This window comes from Solimonas sp. SE-A11 (assembly GCF_030345715.1).
Taxonomy (GTDB): Bacteria; Pseudomonadota; Gammaproteobacteria; order Nevskiales; family Nevskiaceae; genus Solimonas_A.
Genome location: NZ_JAUASX010000019.1, coordinates 64,116 through 90,475, shown reverse-complemented (window position 1 = coordinate 90,475; position 26,360 = coordinate 64,116). Strand labels below are relative to the sequence as shown.

Annotated in this window: 25 protein-coding genes; 12 read left to right on the top strand and 13 right to left on the bottom strand. The window is 66.8% G+C overall.

The features are described 5' to 3' along the window. The first annotated feature begins 46 nt into the window (after positions 1 to 46). Positions 47 to 2,797, top strand: coding sequence for a PKD domain-containing protein (locus tag QT386_RS18790; protein WP_289275284.1), 2,751 nt, complete (start codon positions 47 to 49; stop codon positions 2,795 to 2,797). A gap of 106 nt (positions 2,798 to 2,903) precedes the next feature. Here the strand turns inward: QT386_RS18790 and acnA are convergent, their stop codons facing one another. The 12 genes from acnA to gspG form a co-directional block, all read right to left on the bottom strand. Further along, the gene (gene acnA, locus QT386_RS18785; RefSeq protein WP_289275283.1) at positions 2,904 to 5,573 is read right to left on the bottom strand and encodes an aconitate hydratase AcnA; all 2,670 of its coding nucleotides are present in this window, start codon (positions 5,571 to 5,573) and stop codon (positions 2,904 to 2,906) included. A 230-nt stretch (positions 5,574 to 5,803) separates the two neighbouring features. Continuing rightward, positions 5,804 to 8,395, bottom strand: coding sequence for a bifunctional aconitate hydratase 2/2-methylisocitrate dehydratase (gene acnB / locus QT386_RS18780; protein WP_289275282.1), 2,592 nt, complete (start codon positions 8,393 to 8,395; stop codon positions 5,804 to 5,806). Positions 8,396 to 8,564: 169 nt separating this feature from the next. Then, complete coding sequence (gene mnmA / locus QT386_RS18775; RefSeq protein WP_289275281.1) at positions 8,565 to 9,689, bottom strand: tRNA 2-thiouridine(34) synthase MnmA; 1,125 nt, start codon at positions 9,687 to 9,689, stop codon at positions 8,565 to 8,567. Positions 9,690 to 9,696: 7 nt separating this feature from the next. Then, positions 9,697 to 10,143, bottom strand: a complete 447-nt coding sequence (locus tag QT386_RS18770) for an NUDIX hydrolase (protein WP_289275280.1) — start codon at positions 10,141 to 10,143, stop codon at positions 9,697 to 9,699. Next, positions 10,143 to 10,928, bottom strand: coding sequence for a type II secretion system protein N (locus QT386_RS18765; protein WP_289275279.1), 786 nt, complete (start codon positions 10,926 to 10,928; stop codon positions 10,143 to 10,145). The genes QT386_RS18770 and QT386_RS18765 overlap by 1 nt, the downstream gene beginning before the upstream one ends. Then, complete coding sequence (gspM, locus tag QT386_RS18760; protein WP_289275278.1) at positions 10,928 to 11,419, bottom strand: type II secretion system protein M; 492 nt, start codon at positions 11,417 to 11,419, stop codon at positions 10,928 to 10,930. Before gspM ends, QT386_RS18765 begins: the two co-directional genes overlap by 1 nt. Then, on the bottom strand, positions 11,416 to 12,624 hold the full coding sequence (gspL, locus tag QT386_RS18755) for a type II secretion system protein GspL (protein WP_289275277.1): 1,209 nt from the start codon (positions 12,622 to 12,624) through the stop codon (positions 11,416 to 11,418). Before gspL ends, gspM begins: the two co-directional genes overlap by 4 nt. A 20-nt stretch (positions 12,625 to 12,644) precedes the next feature. Then, positions 12,645 to 13,589, bottom strand: coding sequence for a type II secretion system minor pseudopilin GspK (gene gspK / locus QT386_RS18750; RefSeq protein WP_289275276.1), 945 nt, complete (start codon positions 13,587 to 13,589; stop codon positions 12,645 to 12,647). Then, positions 13,586 to 14,314 (bottom strand): type II secretion system minor pseudopilin GspJ, encoded by a 729-nt coding sequence (gene gspJ / locus QT386_RS18745; protein ID WP_289275275.1) that lies wholly within the window; start codon positions 14,312 to 14,314, stop codon positions 13,586 to 13,588. Before gspJ ends, gspK begins: the two co-directional genes overlap by 4 nt. Continuing rightward, complete coding sequence (gene gspI, locus QT386_RS18740; protein WP_289275274.1) at positions 14,311 to 14,688, bottom strand: type II secretion system minor pseudopilin GspI; 378 nt, start codon at positions 14,686 to 14,688, stop codon at positions 14,311 to 14,313. Before gspI ends, gspJ begins: the two co-directional genes overlap by 4 nt. After that, positions 14,685 to 15,248: a type II secretion system minor pseudopilin GspH gene (gene gspH, locus QT386_RS18735; RefSeq protein WP_289275273.1), complete on the bottom strand. Its 564-nt coding sequence runs from the start codon at positions 15,246 to 15,248 to the stop codon at positions 14,685 to 14,687. The genes gspI and gspH overlap by 4 nt, the downstream gene beginning before the upstream one ends. 14 nt (positions 15,249 to 15,262) lie before the next feature. Continuing rightward, on the bottom strand, positions 15,263 to 15,712 hold the full coding sequence (gspG, locus tag QT386_RS18730) for a type II secretion system major pseudopilin GspG (RefSeq protein WP_289275272.1): 450 nt from the start codon (positions 15,710 to 15,712) through the stop codon (positions 15,263 to 15,265). A gap of 63 nt (positions 15,713 to 15,775) precedes the next feature. Between gspG and rrtA the strand changes: the two genes are divergently transcribed. The 11 genes from rrtA (at position 15,776) to QT386_RS18675 (ending at position 25,167) form a co-directional block, all read left to right on the top strand. Further along, positions 15,776 to 16,360, top strand: coding sequence for a rhombosortase (rrtA, locus tag QT386_RS18725; protein WP_289275271.1), 585 nt, complete (start codon positions 15,776 to 15,778; stop codon positions 16,358 to 16,360). 42 nt (positions 16,361 to 16,402) lie between these two features. Then, a complete protein-coding gene (gene fabD / locus QT386_RS18720) occupies positions 16,403 to 17,365 on the top strand; it encodes an ACP S-malonyltransferase (RefSeq protein WP_367401463.1) in 963 nt (320 codons plus the stop codon). A gap of 77 nt (positions 17,366 to 17,442) precedes the next feature. Next, complete coding sequence (fabG, locus tag QT386_RS18715) at positions 17,443 to 18,168, top strand: 3-oxoacyl-ACP reductase FabG (protein WP_289275269.1); 726 nt, start codon at positions 17,443 to 17,445, stop codon at positions 18,166 to 18,168. Positions 18,169 to 18,277: 109 nt separating this feature from the next. After that, complete coding sequence (gene acpP, locus QT386_RS18710) at positions 18,278 to 18,520, top strand: acyl carrier protein (protein ID WP_289275268.1); 243 nt, start codon at positions 18,278 to 18,280, stop codon at positions 18,518 to 18,520. A gap of 50 nt (positions 18,521 to 18,570) precedes the next feature. Next, complete coding sequence (gene fabF / locus QT386_RS18705; protein ID WP_289275267.1) at positions 18,571 to 19,812, top strand: beta-ketoacyl-ACP synthase II; 1,242 nt, start codon at positions 18,571 to 18,573, stop codon at positions 19,810 to 19,812. Between the two features lie 49 nt (positions 19,813 to 19,861). Continuing rightward, positions 19,862 to 21,190 carry an aminodeoxychorismate synthase component I gene (locus tag QT386_RS18700; protein WP_289275266.1) on the top strand — a complete coding sequence of 443 codons (1,329 nt, stop codon included), beginning with the start codon at positions 19,862 to 19,864 and terminating at the stop codon, positions 21,188 to 21,190. A 112-nt stretch (positions 21,191 to 21,302) separates the two neighbouring features. Further along, the gene (gene pabC / locus QT386_RS18695; RefSeq protein WP_289275265.1) at positions 21,303 to 22,121 is read left to right on the top strand and encodes an aminodeoxychorismate lyase; all 819 of its coding nucleotides are present in this window, start codon (positions 21,303 to 21,305) and stop codon (positions 22,119 to 22,121) included. Beyond that, positions 22,121 to 23,122 (top strand): endolytic transglycosylase MltG, encoded by a 1,002-nt coding sequence (mltG, locus tag QT386_RS18690; protein WP_289275264.1) that lies wholly within the window; start codon positions 22,121 to 22,123, stop codon positions 23,120 to 23,122. Before pabC ends, mltG begins: the two co-directional genes overlap by 1 nt. Beyond that, a complete protein-coding gene (gene tmk / locus QT386_RS18685; RefSeq protein WP_289275263.1) occupies positions 23,119 to 23,739 on the top strand; it encodes a dTMP kinase in 621 nt (206 codons plus the stop codon). Before mltG ends, tmk begins: the two co-directional genes overlap by 4 nt. Next, positions 23,736 to 24,752 (top strand): DNA polymerase III subunit delta', encoded by a 1,017-nt coding sequence (gene holB, locus QT386_RS18680; RefSeq protein ID WP_289275262.1) that lies wholly within the window; start codon positions 23,736 to 23,738, stop codon positions 24,750 to 24,752. Before tmk ends, holB begins: the two co-directional genes overlap by 4 nt. A gap of 49 nt (positions 24,753 to 24,801) precedes the next feature. After that, positions 24,802 to 25,167: a PilZ domain-containing protein gene (locus tag QT386_RS18675; protein ID WP_289275261.1), complete on the top strand. Its 366-nt coding sequence runs from the start codon at positions 24,802 to 24,804 to the stop codon at positions 25,165 to 25,167. A 63-nt stretch (positions 25,168 to 25,230) separates the two neighbouring features. On the opposite strand, the gene QT386_RS18670 is transcribed toward QT386_RS18675, so the two are convergent. Beyond that, positions 25,231 to 26,280, bottom strand: a complete 1,050-nt coding sequence (locus QT386_RS18670; protein WP_289275260.1) for a cyclic nucleotide-binding domain-containing protein — start codon at positions 26,278 to 26,280, stop codon at positions 25,231 to 25,233. Positions 26,281 to 26,360: the final 80 nt, after the last annotated feature.

Below are 26,360 nucleotides of genomic sequence, written 5' to 3'. Positions count from 1 at the left end.
TCGCTAGGTTCTGGCCACTACTGGCAAAGACCAAAAAGGGGACGTCATGAAGGGGCCAAACAAGAGTCTGCAATGCTTGTTGGGGGTGGTGGCGCTAGGGTTGGGGCTCGCCAGCGGGGCCGCCGCGCTTCCCGCAACGGCAGCAGAAGCAGGAGCGATCAAGAACCTGCTGGGTGCTCCGAAAATGCTGCTGAAGGATCTTCTGCCCCGGGCGATGAACGGCGAGGCTGGGTTCCTGGCACTCAACCAAGCCGACCGCGAGGTCGTTGCGAAGCGTGCGGGCATGCCGGCCGACAAGCTGCTGGAACTGCTCCGCAAGGACCGGACGCTGTGGCTTGATCGTCGTGGACATCTGTTCTACGTCGAGCCGCAGATGTCCGAAAGTGCCGGAACTACGGCGGCAGAATCGGCGGGGGAGCTGCTGGCGCCGCTGGCGGATACCTTCAAGCTGCACAGCAAGCGGCAAAGCACCAGCGGCCGCAGCCGCGTGATCTACCTCGACTTCAACGGCTACAACCTTCCGGCTGGCACGGCCTGGAACGACGGTAACGCGGCTACCGCGGTGCCTTACGACACCGACGGAAACCCGGCTACCTTCAGTGACACCGAGCGCGCCTGGATTCAGCGTGTCTGGCAGGGCGTGGCAGAGACCTACTCCGCTTTCGACGTCGATGTCACCACCGAGGAGCCGCCGCAGGCGGATATCACGCGCGACAACGCCGCCGACGATCGCTACGGTACTCGGGCTGTTTTCACGAGCCCCATCAACAATCCCGTTGCACAGAAAACGCAGGGCCGCAGCATTGCCTCCGTCGGGGCCTTCGACGCCTACGATGCCAATACCGCGATTGACCCCGAACCACACGGCTATTACCAGCCCGCCTGGGTCTTCGTTTCGCCGCCGCGCCCCAGCGACGGCTGGCCCGGACCGAGCAGCGCCTCCATCGCTGGTACGGCGAGCCACGAGGTAGGCCACAACCTGGGCCTGCGGCATGACGGCGATACCAACAATGCCTATTACGCCGGTCACGGCAGCGGCGCGACGTCCTGGTCGCCGATCATGGGAAGTGGCTTCGCCAGCGTGGTTCAATGGAGCATGGGCGGCTACCCCGGTTTCAGCAATCCCGGCCAGGCCAACCCGGACGACTACGCGACGATGGCCGCCAACGGCGTGACAGTGCGCGCGGACGACTTCGGCAACAGCCGAGGTACTGCTGCGCCCTTGGTGGCAACGCTCGGGGCCGGCGGGCTCTTCCAGATCAAGCAGCGCGGCATTATCGAAACCCCGGGCGATGTCGATTTCTTCGAGTTCGCTGCCGGAGCTGGAAGGCTGACGCTGAGGGTCGATCCTGCCGAGGTAACGCCGATGATGGACATCGTCGCCAGCCTCTATAACAGCAGCGGAGCCCTGGTGGCGGAGCACAACGATCCCGTTGGCACCAGTGCCAGCCTCTCGGTCGAACTGCAGCGTGGAACCTACTACCTTGCGATCGATGGGGTAGGTGACCTGGATCCGGCGCCCGGCTATTCGGACTACGGCAGCATTGGGCAATACCGCATTTCCGGCAGCTACTCCGATGCCGACAACTCGCCACCGATCGCCATCATTCGCGCCAGCAAGACCGAGGGCAACGCCGCCTTGTCGGTGCAATTCTCGGCAGAAGGTTCGCGCGACCCCGAAGGCACGGCGCTGACCTATCTCTGGGATTTCGGCGACGGCACAGCCAAGGATAGCCGTTATGCGCCCCTGCACAGCTTTGCCGCCCGCGGGCTCTACAACGTCACGCTGACGGTCAAGGACGGCAGCGGCTTGCCGGCCTCGACGACCTTGCCGATCCGTGTCTATGCCGCCAGCGGGCCGGACAGCGTGCCAGATCCGCTGTCCTTCAACTCGATCATCAACAGCGACTTTGGCATCCTGTTCTCCTCGAATGTCGTGACCCCCGTTGGTTACGATGCGCCGGCCAGCGTGGCCGTGTCGGGGCCAGAGGCGGAGTTCTCCATCAATGGCGGAGCCTTCCAGAGTGCGCCCGGAACCATCCTTCCGGGTCAGACGCTGCAGGTTCGCCATCGCACATCCTGGGATGGCGAGACCTGGACCGAGACAACGGTGACAGTGGGGGGAGTTGCATCCCGTTATCGGAACCGTACTGCGGTGGCGGACATCACGCCGGATGCATTCAACTTCACGGACGTCACCAACGTGCGCTGGAACGACCAGATCACGGCGGGGCCGGTAACCATCAAGGGCATGAACAACCGTGCGCCCATTTCGGTGTCCGGTGGGGAATATCGTGTCGACGATGGTCCCTGGAGCAGTGCAGCAGGCTTCATCGACCGCAGCACGCACCAGGTCTGGGTCCGGCACAAGTCCGCCAATGCCGCCAGCAGGGTCACCACCACCACGCTGAGGATCGGTACCGTAAGCGACGACTTTTCCTCCACCACGGCCATGGCGCTGGGCACGCTGACGGACGGCCAGCCCAACCAGTTCAGCTTCGTCGACAAGACCAACGTCGCCAAATCGACCTTGATCGAGTCCGCAGGAGTCACGCCGGAAGGTTACGTCAGCGCTGCGACCATCTCGATCGTAGGAGGCGAGTATCGCATCGTCACGCTGGGTGGATTGACGAACAATCTGGTGGCCGGGCAATGGAAGAGCACGCCCGGGACACTGTTGGCGGGCCAGCAGGTCTTCGTCCGCCACACCTCATCGTCCAAGCCGGGCACGGCTACGCACACCGTGCTAACCATCGGCGGTGTTACCGACACCTTCACGACGACGACTGCGCCGTAGCGATTCCTGCCTGCCAGCAGTTCATTGCCCGGGTTCGCCCGGGCTTTTCTTCTCCCGCAACGAAGAAGGGGTGCCTCGGCACCCCTTCTTCGTTGCGGCTGCGCCATCAGCTCCTTGCCATCTGGCGCAGCATGTAGTTGAGTACGCCGCCGTGCTCGTAGTACTCCCACTCCTTGGGCGTGTTGATGCGCACGCGGGCCTTGAAGCTCACGGTCTTGCCGTCGGCCTTGCGGGCGGTCACGTCGACGCTGGTGGCGCCGTGCTTGAGTCCGTCGATATCGAAGACTTCGGTGCCGTCCAGTCCCAGGGCGGCGGTGCTCTGGCCGTCGACGAAGTTCAGCGGCAGCACGCCCATGCCGACGAGGTTGGCACGGTGGATGCGCTCGAAGGATTCGGAGATCACCGCCTTGACGCCCAGCAGGATGGTGCCTTTGGCGGCCCAGTCGCGCGAGGAGCCGGTGCCGTACTCCTTGCCGGCCAGCACGACCTGGGCCGTGCCGTCGGCGATGTGCTTCATGGCCACGTCGTAGATCGGCTCGACGGGACCGATGACGCCGTCCTTGCCGATGTACTTCGACACGCCGCCTTCCACGCCCGGCGTCATCTGGTTCTTGATGCGGGTATTGGCGAAGGTGCCGCGCATCATGATCTCGTGGTTGCCTCGGCGCGAACCGAAGCTGTTGAAGTCGGCCTTCTTCACGCCGTGGGCTTCCAGGTACTTGCCCGCGGGGCCGTCCTTCTTGATGTCACCGGCCGGTGAGATGTGGTCGGTGGTGATGGAGTCGCCGAGCACGGCCAGCGCACGCGCGCCACGGATCGACGGGATGCCCGGCGGGGTCATGGTCATGCCGGTGAAGTACGGCGGATTCTGAACGTAGGTGCTCTTCGAGTCCCAGGGGTAGGTCTCCGAGCGTGCAACCTTGATGCCCTGCCAGCGGGCATCGCCCTTGAGCACGTCGGCATAGCTGGCCTTGAACAGCTCGCTGGTCACGGCCTGGGCGACGGTGGCCTGGATCTCGGCGTTGGAGGGCCAGATGTCCTTGAGGAAGACGTCCTTGCCGTCCTTGCCCTTGCCCAGCGGCTCGGTGGTGAGATCGACGTCGGTGTTGCCGACGATGGCATAGGCCACCACCAGCGGCGGCGAGGCCAGGTAGTTCATGCGCACGTCCTGGTGGACGCGGCCTTCGAAGTTGCGGTTGCCCGAAAGCACCGCCGATACGCTCAGCGTGTTCTCCTGGATCGCCTTGCCGAGCGGCTCGTTGAGCGGGCCGGAGTTGCCGATGCAGGTGGTGCAGCCGTAGGCGGAGACGTAGAAACCCAGGTGCTCCAGGTCCTCGATCAGTCCGGCCTTCTCCAAGTACTTGGTGACGGCCAGCGAGCCGGGCGCCAGCGAGGTCTTGACCCAGGGTTTGGACGTGAGCCCCAGTGCGCGGGCCTTGCGGGCCAGCAGACCCGCCCCGATCAGCACGTTGGGATTGGAGGTGTTGGTGCAGGAGGTGATGGCGGCGATCATCACCGCGCCGTCCTGCAGCTCGAAGGTCTTGCCCTGGTCGGTGACCGTGGCAGGCCCCTTGGAGGGACGCAGCTTCTGCTCGGCCTCGAAGGCCTTGCGGTAGTTGGCCTTGACGTCGGACAGCAGCACGCGGTCCTGCGGGCGCTTGGGGCCGGCGAGGCTGGGCTTGATGCTGCCCAGGTCCAGGTGCAGCACCTCGGTGTACTCGGCTTCGGGCGCGTCCGGCGTCCACCACATGCCCTGCGCCTGGGCATAGGCCTTCACCACGGCGATGCGCTCCTCGCTACGGCCCGTGAGGCGCAGGTAGCTGAGGGTCTCTTCGTCGATCGGGAAGATGCCGCAGGTGGCGCCGTACTCCGGCGCCATGTTGCCGATGGTGTTGCGGTCCGAGGCCGACAGGTTGGCCAGGCCCGGGCCGAAGAACTCGACGAACTTCTCGACCACGCCGCGCTTGCGCAGCATCTCGGTGACGGTGAGCACCAGGTCCGTGGCGGTGGAGCCCTCGGCCAGCTTGCCGGTGACGCGCACGCCGATGACGTCGGGGATCAGCATGGAGGACGGCTGGCCAAGCATGGCGGCCTCGGCCTCGATGCCGCCGACGCCCCAGCCCAGCACGCCGATGCCGTTCACCATGGTGGTGTGGCTGTCGGTGCCGAAGCAGCTGTCGGGGTAGAGCAGGCCGGCGTCGTTCTCGAACACCACTCGTGCCAGGTATTCGATGTTGACCTGGTGGACGATACCTGTGTCGGGCGGCACCGCCTTGAAGTTCTTCAACGCCTCCTGGCCCCAGCGCAGGAAGGTGTAGCGTTCCTCGTTGCGCTGGAATTCCACCTTGGCGTTGAGGTCCAGGGCGTCGCGGGAGCCGTAGTGGTCGATCATGACGGAGTGGTCGATGACCAGCTCCACCGGACACAGCGGGTTGACCTTGGTGGCGTCGCCGCCGAGCTTCTTGATGGCGTCGCGCATGGCGGCGAGATCGACCACGCAGGGCACGCCGGTGAAGTCCTGCAGGACCACGCGAGCCGGGGTGAAGTTGATGTCCTTGGCGGGCAGGTTCTTGAAGTCGGCGCCGGCCAGGGCCTCGACGTCGGCCTTGGTGGTGTTAAGGCCGTCCTCGTGGCGCAGCAGATTTTCCAGCAGCACCTTGATGGAGTAGGGTAGCCGGGCCAGGTTGAACCGCGGTTCCAGCGCCTTGAGGTTGTAGTACGAGTAGGTCCTGGAACCTACCTGCAGGCTGGCCTTGCTGTTGAAGCTGTCCGTCATGGTGCGTTTCCCGGTTTGGCTGCCCGCCAATTCGAGGCAGCGGTGGCTGAGGGGGAGGCTGGTAGGACCTCGCCAGCCCCGGCCGGTTCCCGCCAGGGCAAGCTGCACGAGGGTAGCAAAAAGCCGGCCGTCCTACTGCCCACCCGCAGGCAGGCCGGGTTGGGAGACAGGCAACAAAAAAGCCCGCCGGGGTGTCGGCGGGCTTTTGGTGACAACAGCAGTCCCGGGCTTTACGCCGTGACCGCCTTCGCGGTCTCCGCATACTCCTCGATCTGGTCGAAGTTCATGTACTTGTAGATCTTGTCCGCGTTCTTGGCGATGACGCCGGTCTCCGCCAGGTACTCCTCGCGCGTCGGCAGGCGGCCGAGCTTGGAGGCGATGGCCGCCAGTTCCGCCGAGCCGAGGAACACGTTGGTGTTCTTGCCCAGGCGGTTGGGGAAGTTGCGGGTGGAGGTGGAGATCGCCGTGGCGCCTTCCTTCATCTGCGCCTGGTTGCCCATGCACAGCGAGCAGCCCGGCATCTCGGTGCGCGCACCGGCGGTGCCGAAGGTGTTGTAGATGCCTTCCTTGGTCAGCTCGGCGGCGTCCATCTTGGTCGGCGGGGCGACCCACAGGCGGACCGGGATGTCCTTCTTGCCTTCCAGCAGCTTGCCGGCGGCGCGGAAGTGGCCGATGTTGGTCATGCACGAGCCGATGAAGGCCTCGTCGATCTTGGTGCCAGCCACCTCGGACAGGAACTTGGCGTCATCCGGGTCGTTCGGGCAGCAGACGATCGGCTCCTTGATGTCGGCGAGATCGATCTCGATCACAGCGGCGTACTCGGCGTCCTTGTCGGCTTCCAGCAGCTGCGGGTTGGCCAGCCAGGCTTCCATCGACTTGATGCGGCGCTCCAGCGTGCGCGCGTCCTTGTAGCCGTCGGCGATCATGTTTTTCATGAGCACGATGTTCGAGGTCATGTACTCGATCATCGGTTCCTTGTTGAGCTTGATCGTGCAGCCAGCGGCGGAGCGCTCGGCCGAGGCGTCGGACAGCTCGAAGGCCTGTTCGACCTTGAGGTTCGGCAGGCCCTCGATCTCCAGCACGCGGCCCGAGAAGATGTTCTTCTTGCCGGCCTTGGCCACAGTCAGCAGACCGGCCTTGATGGCGTACAGCGGGATGGCGTGCACCAAGTCGCGCAGCGTCACGCCCGGCTGCATCTCACCCTTGAAGCGCACCAGCACGGATTCCGGCATGTCCAGCGGCATCACGCCGGTGGCGGCCGCGAAGGCCACCAGGCCGGAGCCGGCCGGGAAGGAGACGCCGATCGGGAAGCGGGTGTGCGAGTCGCCGCCGGTGCCGACGGTGTCCGGCAGCAGCAGGCGGTTGAGCCAGGAGTGGATCACGCCGTCGCCCGGACGCAGGGCGACGCCGCCACGGTTGGAGATGAACGCGGGCAGCTCGCGGTGCGTCTTGACGTCGACCGGCTTCGGGTAGGCGGCGGTGTGGCAGAAGGACTGCATCACCAGGTCGGCGGAGAAGCCGAGGCAGGCGAGATCCTTGAGCTCGTCGCGGGTCATCGGGCCGGTGGTGTCCTGCGAGCCGACCGTGGTCATCTTCGGTTCGCAGTAGGTGCCGGGGCGCATGCCCTGGCCTTCCGGAAGACCGCAGGCGCGGCCGACCATCTTCTGCACCAGGGTGTAGCCCTTGCCGGTGTCCTTCGGGGTCTGCGGCAGTCGGAACAGCGTCGACGCGGGCAGGCCGAGCAACTCACGGGCCTTGCCGGTCAGCGAGCGGCCGATGATCAGGTTGATGCGGCCGCCGGCGCGCACTTCGTCGAGCAGCACCTGGCTCTTGAGCTCGAAGTTGGCAGCAACGGCGCCGTTCTTCTCGATCTTGCCCTCGTAGGGGAAGATGTCGATGACGTCACCCATCTCGAACTTGGAGACGTCGACTTCGATCGGCAGCGAGCCGGAGTCTTCCTGGGTGTTGAAGAAGATCGGGGCGATCTTGCCGCCGAGCGTGACGCCGCCGAAGCGCTTGTTCGGGACGAAGGGGATGTCCTCGCCCGTGGCCCAGATCACGCTGTTGGTGGCGGACTTGCGCGAGGAGCCGGTGCCGACGACGTCGCCGACGTAGGCAACGATGTGGCCCTTCTTCTTCAGGTCTTCGATGAACTGGATGGGGCCGCGCTTGCCGTCTTCTTCCGGCTTGAAGGCCGCGTCGGAGCGGGTCATCTTCAGCATGGCGAGGTAGTGCAGCGGGATGTCCGGACGGCTCCAGGCATCCGGAGCGGGGGACAGGTCATCGGTGTTGGTTTCGCCGGGCACCTTGAACACGGTGACGGTGATCTTCTTGGCGACTTCAGGGCGGTTGGTGAACCACTCGGCGTCGGCCCAGGACTGGATCACGGCCTTGGCGTTGGCGTTGCCGTTCTTGGCCAGCTCGGCCACGTCGTGGAAGAAGTCGAACATCAGCAGCGTTTTCTTCAGCGCCTCGGCGGCCACGGCGCCGACTTCGGCATCCGGCAGCAGGTCGATCAGCGGCTTGACGTTGTAGCCGCCGACCATGGTGCCGAGCAGCTCGGTGGCCTTGGCGCGCGAGATCAAGCCGCATTTCACCTCACCATCGGCGACCGCGGTCAGGAACGAGGCCTTGACCTTGGCGGCGTCGTCAACGCCCGGCGGGACGCGATGGGTCAGCAGGTCGAGCAGGAAGGCCTCTTCGCCCGCCGGCGGGTTCTTGATCAGTTCGATCACTTCGGCGGTCTGCTGGGCAGACAGCGACAGCGGCGGAATGCCGAGGGCGGCGCGCTCGGCAGCGTGTTGGCGATAGGCTTGCAGCATGGTGTTTGGCAGTCCGATGTTGAGAAGGCGGAGGGCTACGAGCGCCGCGCGGGCCGCGATCCTGGGAGCAGAAGCTATCGGTCTGGCGCAGTGCGCCGAGCATTATATCAGCGGAGGCTGCTCCGCGGACCGCCCTGACAGGGTCAAAACATCCTGTCCGCGAGGATTTTCAGCCAACTCCGGGGTCGCCGCCCCCGGAACCCGGGATCAGGGGCTCCGCAGACTGGATTTCCCCTCCGCCCAGACATTCCGCACCATCGTAGAGCACCAGGAACTGGCCGCTGACGGCGGCGCGCTGCGGCTGCTCGAAAACGACGCGGAGCCCGCCATCCGGCAACGCTTCGACGCCGCAGGCCTGCAGCTCCTGGCGATGCCGGATGCGCGCCTGCAGGTGCTGCGGCAGCGGGTCGGGGCGCCGAATCCAATGGAAGGGTCCGGTGTCGACCCGGCGTGACATCAGCAGCGGGTGCCGCGAGTCCTGGGCCACGATCAGGGCGTTGCGACCCGGGTCCTTGGCGACCACGTACCAGGGCGCGTCGCGGGCGCCCTTGCGACCGCCGATCATCAGGCCCTTGCGCTGGCCCGGCGTATAGAACATCAGGCCCTGGTGCCGGCCGACGATGGCCCCGGCCTCGTCCAGCATGGGGCCGGGATTGGGTTTCAGGTAATTGGACAGGAACTCCTGGAATTCGCGCTCGCCGATGAAGCAGATGCCGGTGGAGTCCTTCTTGCGGTGCACCGGCAGCCCGGCCCGGCGCGCGATCTCGCGCACCTCAGGCTTAGTCAGCCCGCCGACCGGGAACAGCACGCGCTCCAGGTGCTCGCGGGCTACCGCAGCCAGGAAGTAGGTCTGGTCCTTGTCCTCGGTAACCGAGCGCAGCAGCCGTGGGCCGCCGTCGCCGTGTTCGATGCGCGCGTAATGGCCGGTGGCGATCCAGTCGGCACCCAGGCGCAGGGCGTACTCGCGGAAGGGCTGGAACTTGACCTCGCGGTTGCACAGTACGTCGGGGTTCGGGGTCTTGCCAGCCTCGTAGTCGGCCAGGAAGCGGGCAAAAACACGATCGCGGTATTCCTTCGAGAAATCCACGCGGTGCAGGGGGATGTCCAGCTCCTCGCAGACCGCGCGAGCGTCCTGATAGTCCTGCGCGCTGGTGCAGTAGCCCTCTTCGTCCTCGGTCCAGTTGACCATGAACAGACCGCTGACGCGGTAACCCTGTTCCTTCAGCAGGTATGCGGAGACGGAGGAATCGACGCCTCCGGAGAGGCCGACGACGACATGCTGCTGGCCGGCCACCGCAGGCTCAGTCGAGATGCGCGAGCATCGACAGGGGGAAGCGCTGTCCGGCCAGGTAGTCGTCGACACAGCGCAGGACCATCGGGCTGCGGTGCAGGGCGACGGAGGCCGCGATCTCGTCGCGGGTCAGCCACACGGCACGCTCGATGCCCTCGTCCAGCTGGTGATTCGGGCGCTCGCGCAGGGCCTTGGCGATGAAGGCGATGCGCAGGAAGCCGTAGCCGAGGTCGACCGGGTCATGGTGATAGAGACCCAGTACGTGGGTCGGCTCGACGTCCCAGGCGCTTTCTTCCAGCGTCTCGCGGATGGCGCCCTGGACCAGGGTTTCACCCTGCTCCCAATGACCGGCCGGTTGGTTCATGCGCATCTCGCCGGCGATGCGTTCCTCCACCAGCAGGAAGCGACCGTCCCGCTCGACCACGCAGGCGACGACGACGTGCGGCGTCCAGCTCATTACGGCGCGGCCTCGGGCGGCGGCGCGCCAGGCAGCAGGCCCTGGCGCTTGAGCGTATGGAAGCCCTGAGCATCCGGCGGGCCCATCTGCATCAGCAGGTTGGGCAGCATCGGCGGTGCGCCGGGCTTGGCGCGGGCACGCAGGTTCAGCTCGTAGTTCTGGTCCGGTGCCAGGCGGGCCTCGCCGCTGAGCTCCAGCGGGCCGGAAACGGAGGAGAGCTGGGCGACGATGCTGCCGTCCTCGGTGGTGATCTCGGCGCGGAAGTCGCCCAGCGGTGTCGGCTGACCCAGCGCCCAGGCCAGGCCCTGCAGGTCCACGGTGGCCTCGGCCTGCTGCAGGCGGCCTTTGGCCATGCGCAACTCGCGGATATCAAGGCCGAGCTGGCCATCCAGCGGAATGAAGGGGAAGCCGGCGGCAGCGGCCAGGGGGCGCAGGCCGCCATTGGCACGCAGGCCGGCCAGCCGCAGGGTACCCAGGGGAGAGACCGAGACCTTGCCATCCAGCAGCACCGGGTCGCGGGTGGACTGCAGGGCCAGGCCGAGGCGGCCCAGCAGGAGCTGGGACGGCTGCAGCTGCCAGCGCAGGTCGGACACCAGGGTATTGCCGTTGCGCACGACGCCGGCCACCCGGCCGTCGATCAGGCGGCCCTCCAGGCCGAACAGCTCCACCGGCAGCGGCCGATCCTTGGGCTTGAGCCAGGCATAGACGCTGGCGGCGGGCGCCTGTACCACCAGGGCGACGACCAGGAAGCCCAGGCCGAGCAACAGGAGGCTGCGGATCTTCATCAACGTACCAAGGAGAGTTGCGCGCTGACCACGCCGGGAGCCGACTGCTTCTCGATCTCCGCCGTCTGGGCGTGGATGCCGTAGCGCAGTTCCAGTTCCTGCAGCCAGCGCAGCAGGTTGTCGAAGGACACGTCCTCGACCCAGACCTTGACCTCGCGGTCACCCTCGGGCTGGATGCGGGTGGGCTGCTTGCCCAGCGTGTTGCGGGCACCCTGATCGACCACGCCCAGGATCGAGGACGTGCGGTCCACCGGCCTGCTGCGACCGGCGCTGGCCTGCGACAGTGCAGCCAGTTCCTCGATGCGTCCGGCCACCTGGCGAGCGGAAACCAGCGCTTCCTCGCGCTGTTTCTGCGCCTTGACCAGCGGCTGCCAGATGCCGCCGTACAGCACGGCGAACCCGACGACGACGGCGCACAGCAGGACCATCCAGCGCTCGCGCGGGGCGAGCTGGGCGAGCCACTCCTTGAGGCGTGCGATGTTGGCGTTCATGGGCCAGGGCTCAGCTTGATGCGGATCTGCGCGCCTTCGGAGCCGGAGTTCGCGGATTGCACGTCCAGGCTGGCGCCTCGCGGCTGGGCGAACCAGGCGCGCAGGACTTCCAGCGGCTGCAAGCTGCTGCCGCTGAGTGCGGCATAGACCGCGCCGTCGCGGTACTGCACGCCCTGCAGCGTCAGGCCGGGGGCGGCCGCCAGGGCGTCCGCCAGCACCTGCATCAGCGGCAGCAGGCCGCCGCCACCCTTGCCACCCTTGAGCGCGGCGAACTGCTGTTCGACCTGCGCGGGCAGGTCGACGATGCGGGTCTCCGCCGGGAACAGCTGCTGGTAGCGCTGCACGTTGGCGTCTTCCTGCTGCTGCAACTGCTTGCGCAGCTGCCAGCCGGACAGGCCGTGCAGGACGGCGGCTGCGATGATCCATAGCGCCAGCAGGGCCGCGGTGATCTTCCAGGGTTGCCACAGGCGCAGCAGGTCCTCACGCTGCGAGTAGCGGCCCTGCAGCAGGTCGATGCCGTTCTCGGGGCGCTGGCTCTGGAGCAGGGCCTCCAGGGGGGAGATGAAGCCGGGCAGCAGTTCCACCGGCCAGGCCAGGCGGGTGAAGTCTGGCGAGGCATCGCGCGGCACGATGATGCGCAGCGTGGCCTTCTTGTCCGGATCGGCGAGCTGGAGCATCAGTTCCAGGTCATCGGGGCTGCAGGCGAAGGCGGAGAAGGCGGCATTGCGCACCAGCACCTGGTCGTTCTCGGCCAGGGCGCTCCAGCGCTCCTGGTCGGCCGGCGCCAGGCACAGGGCGTCGGGCAGCATCAGGTCCGGGATCAGGCCGCGCTCGGTGAAGGGGCGCAGCCATTCGTCCATCTTGGCGCGGGCCACCACGGCCACCGGCCAGCGGCCGTCCTTCTGGCGCGGGCCGAGGGCGAAGTGCAGGGTGTCGACGTCCTCGGCGAGCTGGTCTTCCAGCGCGTAGGGGGCGGCCTGCAACACCTTGGTGGCCTGGCGGGCCGGCACGTCGACTGCGGCCAGGCGTACATCCGCGGCGGGCACCAGGACCACAACGCGGTGGCCGGCGGCCTTCAGCAGGATCGTTTCCAGCGGCGCATGCTGCACCGGGAACGAGGCCACGGCCTGCGGCGACGCGATGCAATAGGCCGTGTCGGTGCCAGGATCGGTGGCACGCAGGCGGATGTAGAGCGTATTGCGCAAGTTGGCCTGGAGTGAGTGCTTTATTCGGTATCGATGCTGCGCGCGTACACGTACGGCGCGGCGCCCTGCGAGGGCCGATAGTAGAAACTATACAGGGCCAGCCGGCCGCTGCCTACGAAGATCTCGGCCCGCAGCATGAAGTAGCTGCTGTTGACCGCCAGCATCGCCGTGGGCGCGTCGCCGGCCCCGAAAATCGCATTGGCGCCGGAGGTCAGGTCGCCGATGTTCTCGATCGGATCCTTGATCCGGTCCTCCAGGAATTTCTTGTGCAGCGGCCCTGGCTCCTTGGCCAGGGCGAACAGCACGGCTTCCGGCGCCGTGTTGACGTTGATCGGGGTGCCGACCTGGGGCAGGGCGGTGACGTAAGGGCGCAGCCGGGCGTAGAGCTCGCGTGTCATCCCCTTGACCGCCAGCAGCTCGGTGGGACTCTCCATCAGGCGGTTGGGGACGCGGTAGGGCGGGTTGTAGCCCAGATATTCCGTGTCCTCGCCGCCGTCGAAGCCGGTGGGGTTGCTGTCGGCGTCGATCCAGTCGCGGATCGCGGAGGCCAGGCCCTGGGCCTGGAAGCTGTCGACCTCCAGCAGGCGCAGCAGGCGCAGGAACACCTGCTGCTGCTGCTCGAAGGCCAGCTTGTCCGGTACCGCGAGATTATTGAGGTTGAAGCGCCCCTGCAGGTCCGTCATCTGGCCGCGGGCGGCGCCCTCGTCGATCGGCAAGTAGTCCACCGGCTTGGCCCAGATATCGCCGAGACCGTCGTACTGGTTGTCCTGGATGTCGCGCTCAAGGATCGTCAGCAGCCAGGATTCGATGCCGTCGGCGTACCACCAGGCGCGCTCGGAGTCCTGCAGGTTGGCGGCGCGGTGCACCGCGATGTTGGCGGACGTCAGGATAGCGGTCGCCGCCACCGTGGCCAGCGCCACGACCAGGATCGCGGTGATCAGGGCGACGCCACGCTGCCGCTTCACTGGGTCAGCTCCCTGTCGCCGGGTGAAGGCGCGTTATTGGTGTCGGTCCCGGGAGAGGTGTCCGGATTGGTGTTGGGGTTCGGGTTGCCGCCGGGACCTGGCACCTGGGTGACCGCGACCTTCTTCACGCCCAGGCGGAACAGGAACCGCAGCTTGCCCCAGCCCTCGCTGTCGAGCTCGATCTCCACGGCCAGCGGGATCGGCGCGTTGGCGGCGGTGACGGTGCTGCTGCTGGTCGGCGGCCAGTCCTCGTGCCACTCGCGCTTGTCGTCCAGGAAGCGCCAGCGCAGTTCGCGCACATCGTCGAACAGCACCAGCTCCACCGGCTTGGAGTCCTGCGCCAGGTCGAGCACGCGCCAGCTTTCGCGCTTGAACTTCTTGCCGTCCAGGCGATAGCTGACCCGTTCAAGGCCCGGGCGCGGCAGCAGCAGGGGATTGCGCCAGCCACCGCGGGTGAATTCGACCCGGGCGTCGCGGCTCACGTAGATGGCCGGCTGCAGATCGCCGTAGGCGTCACGGGCCGGGCGGTTGCGCACCTGTTGGAAGTCGTCGCGCAAGCGGATGTAGGCTTTCTGCACCGCGGCGGTCTTCTCCATCGCCGCCTCGACGCCGGCGCGGGTCTGCAGCACCGTGTCCAGGCCGCCATAAGCCATCAGCGCGAATACCGCGAAGATCGCGATGACGACCAGCAGTTCCAGCAGCGTGAATCCGCGCGCCGTTCTCACTGGCGCCCCGTATCGGCGAGGAAGGCGGCGAGGCTGGCGGCGGCGTCCTTGTTGCGGGCCTTGGCCGGACGCACGCTGATGTCGGCGCGGCGTAGGCGAGCGTCGGGCGTGGCCTTGATCTCCACTTCCCATTTCCATTTCGCACCGGCCATCTCGACCTCGCCGTCGGACTTGCCGATGTCCGGCCAGGCGAGTTGTACCGACAGCTCGGTAAGACGGTTATGTGCCACCCACAGGGCCACGGTCTTCTCGCGCAGCCGCCCGGCGTTGTCGGCGTAGCGCGCCATGCCGGAGAGGATGGCGCCCATGGCGATCGCCAGCACGGCGACCGCGACCAGCATTTCCAGTAGCGTGAAGCCGGACGAGCGCTTCATTTGCGCTTTCCTTCGCCGGCTTCGAAGGTGAACTTGCCCAGGGCGTCGGACTCGATGGTGTAGCGCGTGGCGCTGCCGTCGGCGCCCACCACCAGGTGGAAGGCGGTGACCTCGCCGCTGGGCAGCAGCAGGATTTGCGGCTTGGGCTCGGACTCCTCGTCGTCGCCTTCCTTGTCCTGGGCCGGCGGCACCACCCGATCCTCCACACGCAACTGCAGGCCCAGCGGCGCGGCGAAGGGCTGGACGCGGAACGGGCCTCCGCCCTGGTAGGGCTCCCACTTGCCGTCCTGTCCCATTCCCAGGAATTCGTAGCGATCCGGCAGGTAGCGGAAGCCAATCAGCACGCCCTTGATCTCGGCTTCTTCCAGCGCAAAGCGCAGGGTGCGATCCAGGCGCCGTGCCTCGAACTCGATGCGGTCATCCACCGAGCGCCCGCCGAATGGCAGCGTGATGAAGCTGAGCATCACGCCGATGATGACGATCACCACCAGCAGTTCGAGCAGCGTGAAGCCCCGCAGCGCGGCAGGGGCGGCCGGACGGAATGCGGGGCTGCGGCGCAAGGCGGCGCCGTCGCTTACTTGGACGCGTCCCAGTTGCCGATGTCGGCGGCCGAGCCTTCGCCACCCGGGCGGTTGTCCGCGCCCAGCGAGAAGATGTCGAACTCCGCGTTCTTGGTACCCGGGGAGAGGTACTGGTAGGTGTTGCCCCAGGGGTCCTTCGGCAGCGACTTGATGTAGCCGCCGGTCTTGTAGTTGCGCGGCTCCGGCTCGCCCGAGGGCTTGGCTACCAGGGCTTCCAGGCCCTGCTGCGTGCTGGGGTAGTAGAAGTTGTCGAGCTTGTACATGCTCAGCGCCGACTCGAGCGCGCGGATGTCCTGCTTCGCCTTGACGATGCGAGCCTCGTCGGGCTTGTCCATGATGTTGGGCACGACGAAGGCGGCGAGAATGCCGAGAATGACGACCACCACCATGATTTCGATCAGGGTGAAGCCGCCCTGGCGGCGCGCGGCGGAAGCTTTGTACATGGGGATCGGAAGATGTCTGGAACAGGCCTGGATCGGCCGCAAAAAATGATAGCAGACTCGCTCATGCGTTCCCGTGACCGATGGGGTGTGCCGGCGGCGGTGGCGCTGCTGTGCCTGGCCCTGGCCCTGGCAGGTGAGCCGGCCGGGCAGGCCCTGTCCTATCAGCGCGATGCCGTGTCGGCGGGCCAGTGGTGGCGGCTGCTGAGCGCCAATTTCCTGCACCTGGGCTGGTATCACCTGGCCCTGAACCTGGCGGGCCTGTGGACCCTGATGCTGCTGTGCCCGGAGCCGGTCCCGGCCTGGGACTGGCTGTTGCGCATGCTGGTGCTGGGCCTTGGGGTCACGGTCGGAATCTACCTCTGGGCGCCGCATTGGCACAGCTATGTCGGCTTCTCCGGCGTGCTCCATGGCCTGTTCCTGCTGGGCTTGCTGCCGCAGGCGCTGCGGCACGACCGCATCGCGCTGGCGGCCCTGGCCTGCCTGGCCGGCAAGCTGGCCTGGGAGGCGTTTTCCGGCGTGCCGATTTCCGATGAACAGGCACTCGGTGGTAGGGTGGCGCAGGAGGCGCACTGGTTCGGCATCATCGCCGCCCTGTGTTACGCCGCCGTCGCCGGCCTGCTCCGGCAAGGACAGAAGGCCGCGGGCTGAAGCGCCGCGGTGGTTTTCAACTCCAGAAGAGCAACTCCCCCAATCATGCAATACGCAATTGTTTTCCCGGGCCAGGGTTCCCAGGCCGTGGGCATGCTGTCGGGTCATGCCGACCCGGTCGTCGCTGAAACCTATGCCGAGGCCTCCGCCGTGCTCGGCTGGGACCTGGCCGCGCTGGTGGCCAATGGACCGGTCGAAGAGCTGAATCGTACCGAGCGCGCCCAGCCAGCCTTGCTGGCGGCCGGCATCGCCGCCTGGCGCCTGTGGCAGAAGCAGGGCCTCCCGGCCCCGACCGCGCTGGCGGGCCACAGCCTGGGCGAATACAGCGCCCTGGTGGCCGCCGGCAGCCTGGACTTTGCCGATGCGTTGAGGCTGGTGGAACTGCGTGGCCAGTTGATGCAGGCAGCCGTGCCGGCCGGCACCGGCGGCATGATGGCGATCCTGGGCCTGGAAGATGAGCAGGTGGAGGCGGTGTGCAAGGCCTATCCGGGTTCCGAGGTGCTGGAGCCGGTCAACTACAACTCGCCGGGGCAGGTGGTGGTGGCGGGAGAGAAGGCGGCCCTGGACTGGCTGGCAGCCAATGCCAAGACCCATGGTATCAAGCGCGCGCTAGCCCTGCCGGTGTCGGTGCCCTCGCACTGCTCGCTGATGCGCGATGCGGCGGAAAGGCTGGCGGAAACGCTGGCCACCGTCACGGTCCGCGCGCCCTCGATTCCCGTGTTTCACAATGTTGACGCGCAGACCCGTCAAGATGCTGCGGCGATCCGTGAAGCACTTAAAGTACAGTTGTACTGTCCGGTGCGATGGACCCAGACCATTCGGGGCCTTTCGGGCCTGGGAATCGGGGTCTTTGTCGAATGCGGTCCGGGCGAGGTCCTGGCCGGTTTGAGCAAGCGCATTGGCAAGGAGCTTGCGGCCGCTTCCTTGTCGGAGCCGGCGGGGCTGGAGAAGGCTCGTGGGCTGGTGGCCGGCGAAGCGGTGGTTTGCAGCCCGTCCGCCGCTTGATATATCATGCAAGTCATTGATCGTATTAGTAAAATAAACAGTCGTTCACGGATGAGCGGGATTTGGGAGTCAGGATCATGAAGTTGCAGGGCGAAACCGTCCTGGTCACCGGTGCCAGTCGCGGCATCGGCAAGGCCATTGCCGAACGGCTGGCGATCGAGGGTGCCAAGGTCACCGGAACCGCTACCAGTGCCGCCGGTGCCGAGGCCATCCAGGCTTGGCTGGGCCCGCTGGGCGGGCAGGGCAAGGTCCTGGACGTGCGCGATGCCGCCGCCTGCGACGCGCTGATCGCAGAGCTGGGCCCGGTGTCGGTGCTGGTCAACAATGCCGGCGTGACTCGAGACACCCTGCTGCTGCGCATGAAGAATGAAGACTGGGCGGACGTCCTCGAGACCGACCTGAGCTCGGTCTTCCGCCTGTCCCGCGCAGTGCTGCGCGGCATGATGAAGGCCCGCCATGGCCGCATCATCAGCGTCGGTTCCGTGGTGGGTACCATGGGCAATGCCGGCCAGGCCAACTATGCCGCCGCCAAGGCCGGCCTGATCGGCTTCTCCAAGTCGCTGGCCCGCGAGATTGGTTCTCGCGGCATCACGGTCAACGTGGTGGCGCCCGGATTCATCGACACCGACATGACACAGAAGCTGGGGGAAGATGCGCGCACCGCGCTGCAGAACCAGATTCCGCTCGATCGGCTCGGCAAACCGGAAGATATCGCTGCGGCGGTCGCCTTCCTTGCCTCTAAGGATGCCGGTTACATCACCGGCGAAACCCTGCACGTGAATGGTGGAATGCTGATGGCCTGATACGGGCTTTTCTGCAAAGTCAACTGCCTTTGCAGGCTTGTGTTTTTGCCGCAACGCACCACTACAATACGCCGTCTCTCAAACAAACAGATTTACCCAGGAGTGATGCATGAGCACGTTGGATGAGAAAGTAAAGAAGATCATCGCTGAGCAGCTTTCGGTCAGCGAAGATCAGATCACCCCCACCGCTTCCTTCGTCGAGGACCTGGGCGCCGACTCGCTGGACACGGTCGAGCTGGTGATGGCGCTGGAAGAAGAGTTCGAAATCGACATCCCGGACGAAGAAGCCGAGAAGATCGTCACCTTCCAGGACGTCCTGAACTACATCAAGGCCCACACCCAGCAGGGTTGATGGCGCCGGGTACACCCCAGCTTTAAAAAACCCCCAAGCAGGAATCCTCTATGAGCCGCAGACGCGTCGTCGTCACCGGCCTGGGCATTGTCTCGCCCGTCGGCAATACGATTGATAGCGCATGGGAGTCGATCCTGGCCGGAAGGTCGGGCATCGGTCCCATCGAGTACTACGACGCGTCGGCTTACACGACCCGCTTCGGGGGCATGATCAAGGACTTCCGGGCCGAGGATTTCCTCGGCCCGAAAGAAGTCCGGCGCACCGATCCCTTCATCCACTACGGCGTCGCTGCCGCCAAGCAGGCGGTGAAGGATTCCGGGCTGGAGATCACGGACGCCAACCGCGAACGCATCGGGATCTGCATCGGCTCGGGCATCGGCGGTATCGGTGCCATCGAAAGCGAATGCGGCGTACTGCACAAGTCCGGCCCCAAGCGCGTCTCGCCCTTCTTCGTTCCCTCGTCGATCATCAACATGATCTCGGGGCATGTTTCCATCGACCTTGGCATCACCGGGCCGAATCTCGCCACGGTCACCGCCTGCACTACGGCGACCCATGCGATCGGCGTCGGCGCCCGCCTGATCCAGGCCGGCGATGCCGATGTCTTCATCGTCGGTGCCGGCGAAGCCGGTTCCGCACCCGCAGGCCTGGCTGGTTTCTGCCAGGCCCGCGCACTGTCCACCCGCAACGACGATCCGACCCGTGCCAGCCGGCCCTGGGACAAGGATCGCGACGGCTTCGTGCTCGGCGACGGCGCCGGCGTGCTGGTCCTGGAGGACCTGGAACACGCCAAGGCCCGCGGCGCGAAGATTTATGCCGAGTTCATCGGCTTCGGCATGTCGGGCGACGCCTTCCACATCACCCTGCCGCCGGAAGACGGCAACGGTGCACGCCGCTGCATGCAGGCCTGCCTGCGCAATGCCGGCCTGAACCCGGAAGACGTCCAGTACGTCAACGCCCACGGCACCTCGACCCCGGCCGGCGACATCGCCGAAACGCTGGCGGTGAAGGGCGCCTTCGGCGACTACGCCTACAAGTTGGCCGTATCCTCGACCAAGTCGATGACCGGGCACCTGCTGGGCGCCGCCGGTGGCGTCGAGGCGATCTTCAGTGTGCTGGCCCTGCGTGACCAGGTCATCCCGCCGACGATCAACCTCGAGAACCCCAGCGAAGGCTGCGACCTGGACTACGTGCCGCACACTGCACGCCAGGCCAGGCTGGAGGTGGTGATGTCCAACTCCTTCGGCTTCGGCGGCACCAACGGCACGGTGGCCTTCAAGCGCTTTTCCTGAAAAGCGCCAGGGCGGGTCCTGAGGGGGTCACTCGCGATACACTGCGCGCATGAGTTTGCGCGCTGAAATTGCTGGTTCCATTGACCTTTTCGAAGTGCATCGGCAGGCGCCGGAGCGCTATCCCTTCCTGCTGCAAAGCGTTGCCGGGCATCCCCAGTCCGGCCGCTACGACATCCTCTTCGCGTTCCCTGGCCGCAGCGTTTCGGCGCAGGCCGCCGCGGGCGGGGATTTCTTCGGCGAATGGTCACGCGCCATCCGCGAGGAAGCCCTGGCGCCGGTCGCGCCGGACCTGCCATTCTGTGGGGGCTGGTTCCTGATGCTGGGCTACGAGGCGGCCTGCTTCGTCGAGCCCGTCCTGCGCCTGCCGGCTTCCCCGCACGGACTGCCGGATGCGCTGGCGGTGCGCTGCAGCGCGGCCGTCATCCATGATCGCGAGCGCGGGGTCACCACCTTGCTGGCGGAGAGCGATCCCGGGCAACTCAAGCAGTTGCGACAGGATGTGGATAACTACTTTAACAATGGTCATCAAGCCATTGATTCAAATCTAATATCGTCTGTGGAAGAAGATCCGGACGAGCGCTACCTTGCCGGTGTCCGGCAGGTCCTGGAGTACCTCAAGGCAGGGGATATCTTCCAGGCCAACCTGTCCCGCGCCTGGCGGGCACGCCTGGCATCTGGACGGAGCTACCTGGACGTCTACCAGGGCCTGCGGCGGCGCAATCCTGCTCCCTTCGCCGGCCTGGCCTGCTGGGGTGGTTGCGCGGTACTGAGCTCCTCGCCGGAGCGCCTGGTGCAGATCGACGAGGGTTGGGTGCAGACCCGCCCGATCGCCGGTACGCGGCCACGCAGTGCCTCGGCGGCGGAGGACGAGCAGCTCAAGCAGGGGTTGATCGGCAACCTCAAGGAGCGCGCTGAGCACGTCATGCTGATCGACCTAGAGCGCAACGACCTGGGCCGCGTCTGCAAGCCCGGCAGCGTCGAGGTCAGCGAGCTGATGACCATCGAAAGCTACGCCCACGTGCATCACATCGTCTCCAACGTGCGGGGCCGCCTGCGTGCGGGCATGGGCCCGGCAGAGGTGCTGCGCGCGGTGTTCCCGGGCGGCACCATCACCGGCTGCCCCAAGGTGCGGGCCATCGAGATCATCGCGGAACTGGAGGGCGTGGGCCGAGGCCCCTACACCGGCGCCATGGGCTACCTGTCGCATGGCGGGCGGCTGGATACCAATATCCTGATCCGCAGCCTGGTCTGCGAGGGCGACCGCGTCAGCTTCCGCACCGGCGCCGGCATCGTCGCCGACTCGAAGCCGGAGGCGGAGCTGGCCGAGACGCGTGCCAAGGCCCGGGGCTTGCTGCTGGCCTTGGGGGCTGAGCCATGAGCTCCCGGGTGGCAGGTCTGCATCGACTCGCGACGCTACGATCCCCGTGCGGGGCACGGGGCCCCTCCACGCTGCTCACGATGCGCCTACTGCTGGCATTCGGAGCCGAGGCGTGAGCAGCGGCCTGTATAACGGCGTCGCCTGCAGCCAGGAGCTGGCATCCTCGCGCGGCCTGCATTATGGCGACGGGGTGTTCCGTACCATGCTGCTGCACCAGGGCGCGGTGCCGGACCTGCGTCGCCAGCTCGACGTGCTGGAGCGCGATGCGGTCCGCCTGGCGCTGCTGCCGCCGCCACGCGCCGTGCTGGAGGAGGAAATCGCCTCGCTCTGCGCCGGCGAGGAATCCGGCGTGATCAAGCTGATTCTCAGCCGCCGTACCGGCGGGCGCGGCTACCGCGCCGGGAGCGACGACTGTGATCGCCTGCTGCTGCGGCTGCCGGCGCCACGATATCCCGCGGCGCATTGGGAGCAGGGCATCCGTTGTGCCCTGAGCCAGGTGCAGCTGGGTGACCAGCCGCTGCTGGCGGGGATCAAGCACCTGAACCGCCTGGAGCAGGTGCTGGCCAGCCGCCACTGGCCGCAAGATGCCGAGGAGTTATTCGTGTGCGATGCTCGGGGGCTGGTGGTCTGTGGCACCCGCAGCAACCTGTTCCGGGTGGCGGAAGGAGGCCTCTGGACCTCGGCGCTGGAGCGCTGCGGTATCCGCGGCATGATGCGCGACAAGATCCTGGAACTGGCCGAGCAACTGCAGATTCCCGTGCACTTCGACGACCCGACTCCGGACCTGCTGCGGCAGGCCGATGAAATCTTCGTCAGCAACAGCCTGGTCGGCCTGTGGCCGGTGCGGGAGTTCGATGGCGTCGCATTGGCCGCGCCTGGACCGCTGACGAGGCGGTTGGCACTAGCGCTGAATCACCCGAGAACACTCTGATGCGTACCTTCTTCACGTTGCTGCTGCTGGCGGTGCTCGGTTCCGGCCTTGTGGGCTGGGATGCCAGCCGCCTGCTTCAGGCACCACTGCCGCTGTCGCAGACCGAATCGCTGGAAGTGCCCAGCGGCAGTTCGCTGACCACGGTACTGGCCGGCCTGCGGGAGCGCGGCATCATGCAGCCGCCGCGGCTGGCGCAATACCTGCGGCTCTATGCTCGCTTCACCGGCGTCTCGGGCCGCATCAAGGCCGGTGAATACGCGCTGCAACCGGGCCTGAATCCGCTGGACCTGCTGGCGCTGATGGTGGAGGGCAAGACGCGCCTGCACGACCTGCGCCTCACCGAGGGCTGGACCTTCGCCCAGGCGGTGAAGCTGATGCGCGCGCATCCGGCGATCCGACAGACATTGCCGGAGGCCACGTCCGAGGAACTGATGGCGGCGATCGGCCGCGCCGGTGTGCACCCCGAGGGCCGCCTGTTCCCGGACACCTACCATTTTCCCAGGGGCACCACCGACATCGATTTCCTGCGGCGCGCCGCCGACGCCCTGGACAAGGCGCTGGCGCAAGAGTGGGAGGCCCGCGAGACGGACCTGCCTTACGCCACGCCGGAAGAGGCGCTGATCATGGCCTCCATCATCGAGAAGGAAACCGGAGCGGCCTTCGAGCGTCCGCAGATCGGCGGGGTATTCGTGCGCCGCATGCGCATGGGCATGCGCCTGCAGACGGATCCGACGATCATCTACGGCCTGGGCGAGGCCTTCGACGGCAACCTCCGCCGCGCGGACCTGGTCACTGACAACCCCTACAACAGCTACACCCGTGACGGGCTGCCGCCGTCGCCGATCTGCCTGCCGAGCCGGGCCGCGATCAATGCCGCGCTGCACCCGGCGCCGGGCACGTCGATCTACTTCGTGTCCAAGGGCGACGGCACGCATCAGTTCTCGGATTCGTTGCAGGATCACTCCGCTGCCGTGCGCCGCTACCAGTTGGGCCGTCCATGAGTGCAGGGCGCTTCATCACGCTGGAGGGAGGCGAGGGAGCCGGCAAGTCCACGCATGGCGTCTTCATCCGCGACTGGCTGCAGGCTCGCGGGCGCGAAGTGGTCCTGACGCGTGAGCCGGGCGGCTCGCCGCTGGCGGAGGAGATCCGCCGCGTGGTGCTGCAGCCCTGGGACGAGGGCGTGGGCGCCGAGAGCGAGGTGCTGCTGATGTTCGCGGCGCGCGCGGCCCACCTGAAGGCAACCGTGCTGCCGGCGCTGGCCGCGGGCAAGGACGTGGTCTGCGACCGCTTCATCGATTCCTCCTATGCCTACCAGGGTGCCGGCAAGGGCCTGGACGAGCGGCATCTGGCGGCGCTGGAGGCCCTGGTGCTCGGCAGCTTCCGCCCCGACCTGACCCTGGTCTTCGACCTGCCGCCGGAGCAGGGGCTGGCCCGCGCGCGCGGTCGTGGTGACGCCAACCGTTTCGAGGACGAATCCCTGGCCTACATGCGGCGCGTGCGCGAATGCTTCCTACGCCGCGCGGCGGCCGAGCCCGGGCGTTGCCGGGTGATCGACGCGGCACCGCCGCTGGAACAGGTGCGCCAGTCGCTGCGCGTTGCACTGGAGGCCCGCCTGTGAACCTGCAGACCCAACCGCTGCCCTGGCAGAAGGAACTGTGGCTGGACGTCAGCGCGCTGGTGCTGCAGAAGCGCCTGGGCCATGCGCTGCTGCTGACCGGCCCGCAGGGCGTGGGGCGCCGCACGTTCGCGCGCGCGCTGACCGCCTTCCTGCTGTGCGAGCAGCGTTCGGGATACGCCTGCGGCCAGTGCCGCAGCTGCCAGCAGTTGATGGTGGGCAACCATCCCAACGCGCTGCTGCTGAGCCGCGAGGGCCTGCACGGCCTGGCGCTGACTCCGAGCGGCCGCCATGACCAGGGCCTGGCGCACTGGGTGCCGGACAAGGACAGCAAGAAGCGCGACATTGCCGCCGATGCGGTGCGCAAGATGAGCGAGATGCTGATGCTGTCCACCCACTACGACGGTTCGCGCGTAGTGGTATTCGACCCGGCCGAGGCACTCAACGAGGCCAGCCTCAACTCGCTGCTGAAGACCATCGAGGAGCCGCCGCCGGGCACGCACCTGCTGCTGGTGTCGGAGCGTCCACAGGCACTCAAGGCGACCCTGCGCAGCCGCTGCCAGCGCCTGCGCTTCGCCATTCCGCCCGAGGCCGAGGCACTGGAATGGCTGCGCGCTCGCCAGCCCAAGGCCGACGCGGCGCTGCTTCGCGAGGCCCGCGGGGCACCGCTGCGGGCGCTGGAGCTGGACGGCTCCGACGAGCGCGCGCGGGCCCGCGACTGGTCCGAGCTGCTCGCCGGCGTGCTGCAGCTCAAGCAGGAGCCGATCGCGGCGGCCCAGCGCATCGGCAAGGATGATGCGGCGGACTTCCTGGCCTGGCTGCTGGGCTGGCTGACCGGCGCCCTGAAACAGGCCCTGGGTGGCGGCGGACTGCTGCCGCCACCGGAGCTGCACCGGCTGATCCAGGAGGCCACCGACGCCCGCCGGCGCCTGGAAGGCAATGCCAATCCGCAGATGCTGCTGGAGGCCCTGCTGGTGCTGGCTTCGCGCCAGGCCCGCGCGCAACGGCGCACCTGACGGTCAAATCAGGTAGATTGTGGGCATACGAGAATATTGAGGGGGAGTAGTGAGCACACCGGCACCACGCCCGGGCGGCGCCCAGCCCGGCATCCTGACCTTGAATATCAAGGACAAGTCGGCGCTGTACGTGGCCTACATGCCGTTCGTGAAAAACGGCGGCTTGTTCATCCCGACCAACAAGGAATACCGGCTCGGCGACGAGGTGTTCATCCTGCTGACCCTAATGGACGGTGCCGAGCGCCTGCCGGTGGCCGGCAAGGTGGTCTGGGTGACGCCGCGCGGCGCGCAGAACAAGCGCCTGCAGGGTATCGGCGTGCAGTTCAGCACGCAGGATGGCGGCACCACTCAGAAGAAAATCGAGGCGCTGCTTGCGGGTGCCCTGGGCGCGGACCGTCCGACGCACACGATGTAGCGTGGCATTGATGTGCAACGTAAAAGCCCTCCTTAACGGAGGGCTTTTACGTTGGATCCTGACTCAGGCGCTCGCAGGCGGGATGCCCTTGTCCAGCACGTAGGCGTCGTAGCCCTTCTGGGTCAGGATGAAGACCGCCACCGAACTGCGGCGGCCGGTGTCGCAGCAGACGATCCAGGTGGTCTTGGGTTCCACCAGGGTCAGCTTCATGCGCAGCATGTACAGCGGCAGGTTGAGGCTGCCGGGCAGGCTGTGGGCCTGGAACTCGCTGGGCAGACGCACGTCGAGGTACTTGGCCTGGCCGCTGGCCACCAGCTTCTGGGCTTCCAACAGGCTGATCTTGCGCGCCAGCGGCTCGTTCAGCAGCTTGCGGAAGTCATCCTTGGCCAGGCGCATCAGGCTGCCGCGGGTCAGGGCAGTGACGGTGGCATTGCGCTTGGCATCGGAGATCAGGGCTTCCTCGCCGAAGCAGGAGCCGCTTTCCAGCTCGGCCAGGCGAACGGCCTTCTGGTTGGGCTGCTCGCGGGTCACCATGCAGCGGCCGGACATGATGACGTAGAAGAAGTCGCCGTCCTCGTCCTGCTTGACCACCACTTGGCCAGGCTCGACCTTGACCTCCTGCATGCGCATGAACATGGCCTGCAGGTTGGAGGGCGGAATCATCTGGAAGGTGCGCATCTGCAGCAGCTTGGACATCCAGTCGTCGGAGTTGTCGCCGCCGGACTGGAGCTCGCCGACCTCGAAACTGCCGGTCTGGTCCCAGGTCAGCATCACGTCGAGCAGGCCGGCGTCCACGGTGAAGTACTGCACCGGGCCGTGGGCGCGCGCCGACACCTTGCGGGGAGACTGGTGGGCCACGCGGTGATGGGCGGTGGGGTCGCCGGCACGCAGGCGGGCGATGGGCTTGCCGCTGGCGTCCTCCAGGTGCAGCTCGCCGCTGACCAGGAAGATGGCGTTGGTGGCCGAGTCACCAATCTTGAACAGGTAATCCCCGGAGCGGGCCGCGGTGACGACGGCCTTCTTGGCCAGGTCCGCGCGGCTTTCTGGCCGCAGGGCATTCAGCGGCACGTAGTTCGCGAAAACGGAGGGATCGATGGCCGTGCCCGTGCTCATGGAGGTGTCAGGGTCGTCGCTTTATGGCTCGTTATGCCGCAATGCTAGCACGCGAGCCTTGCCCGACCACCTTCCCACCG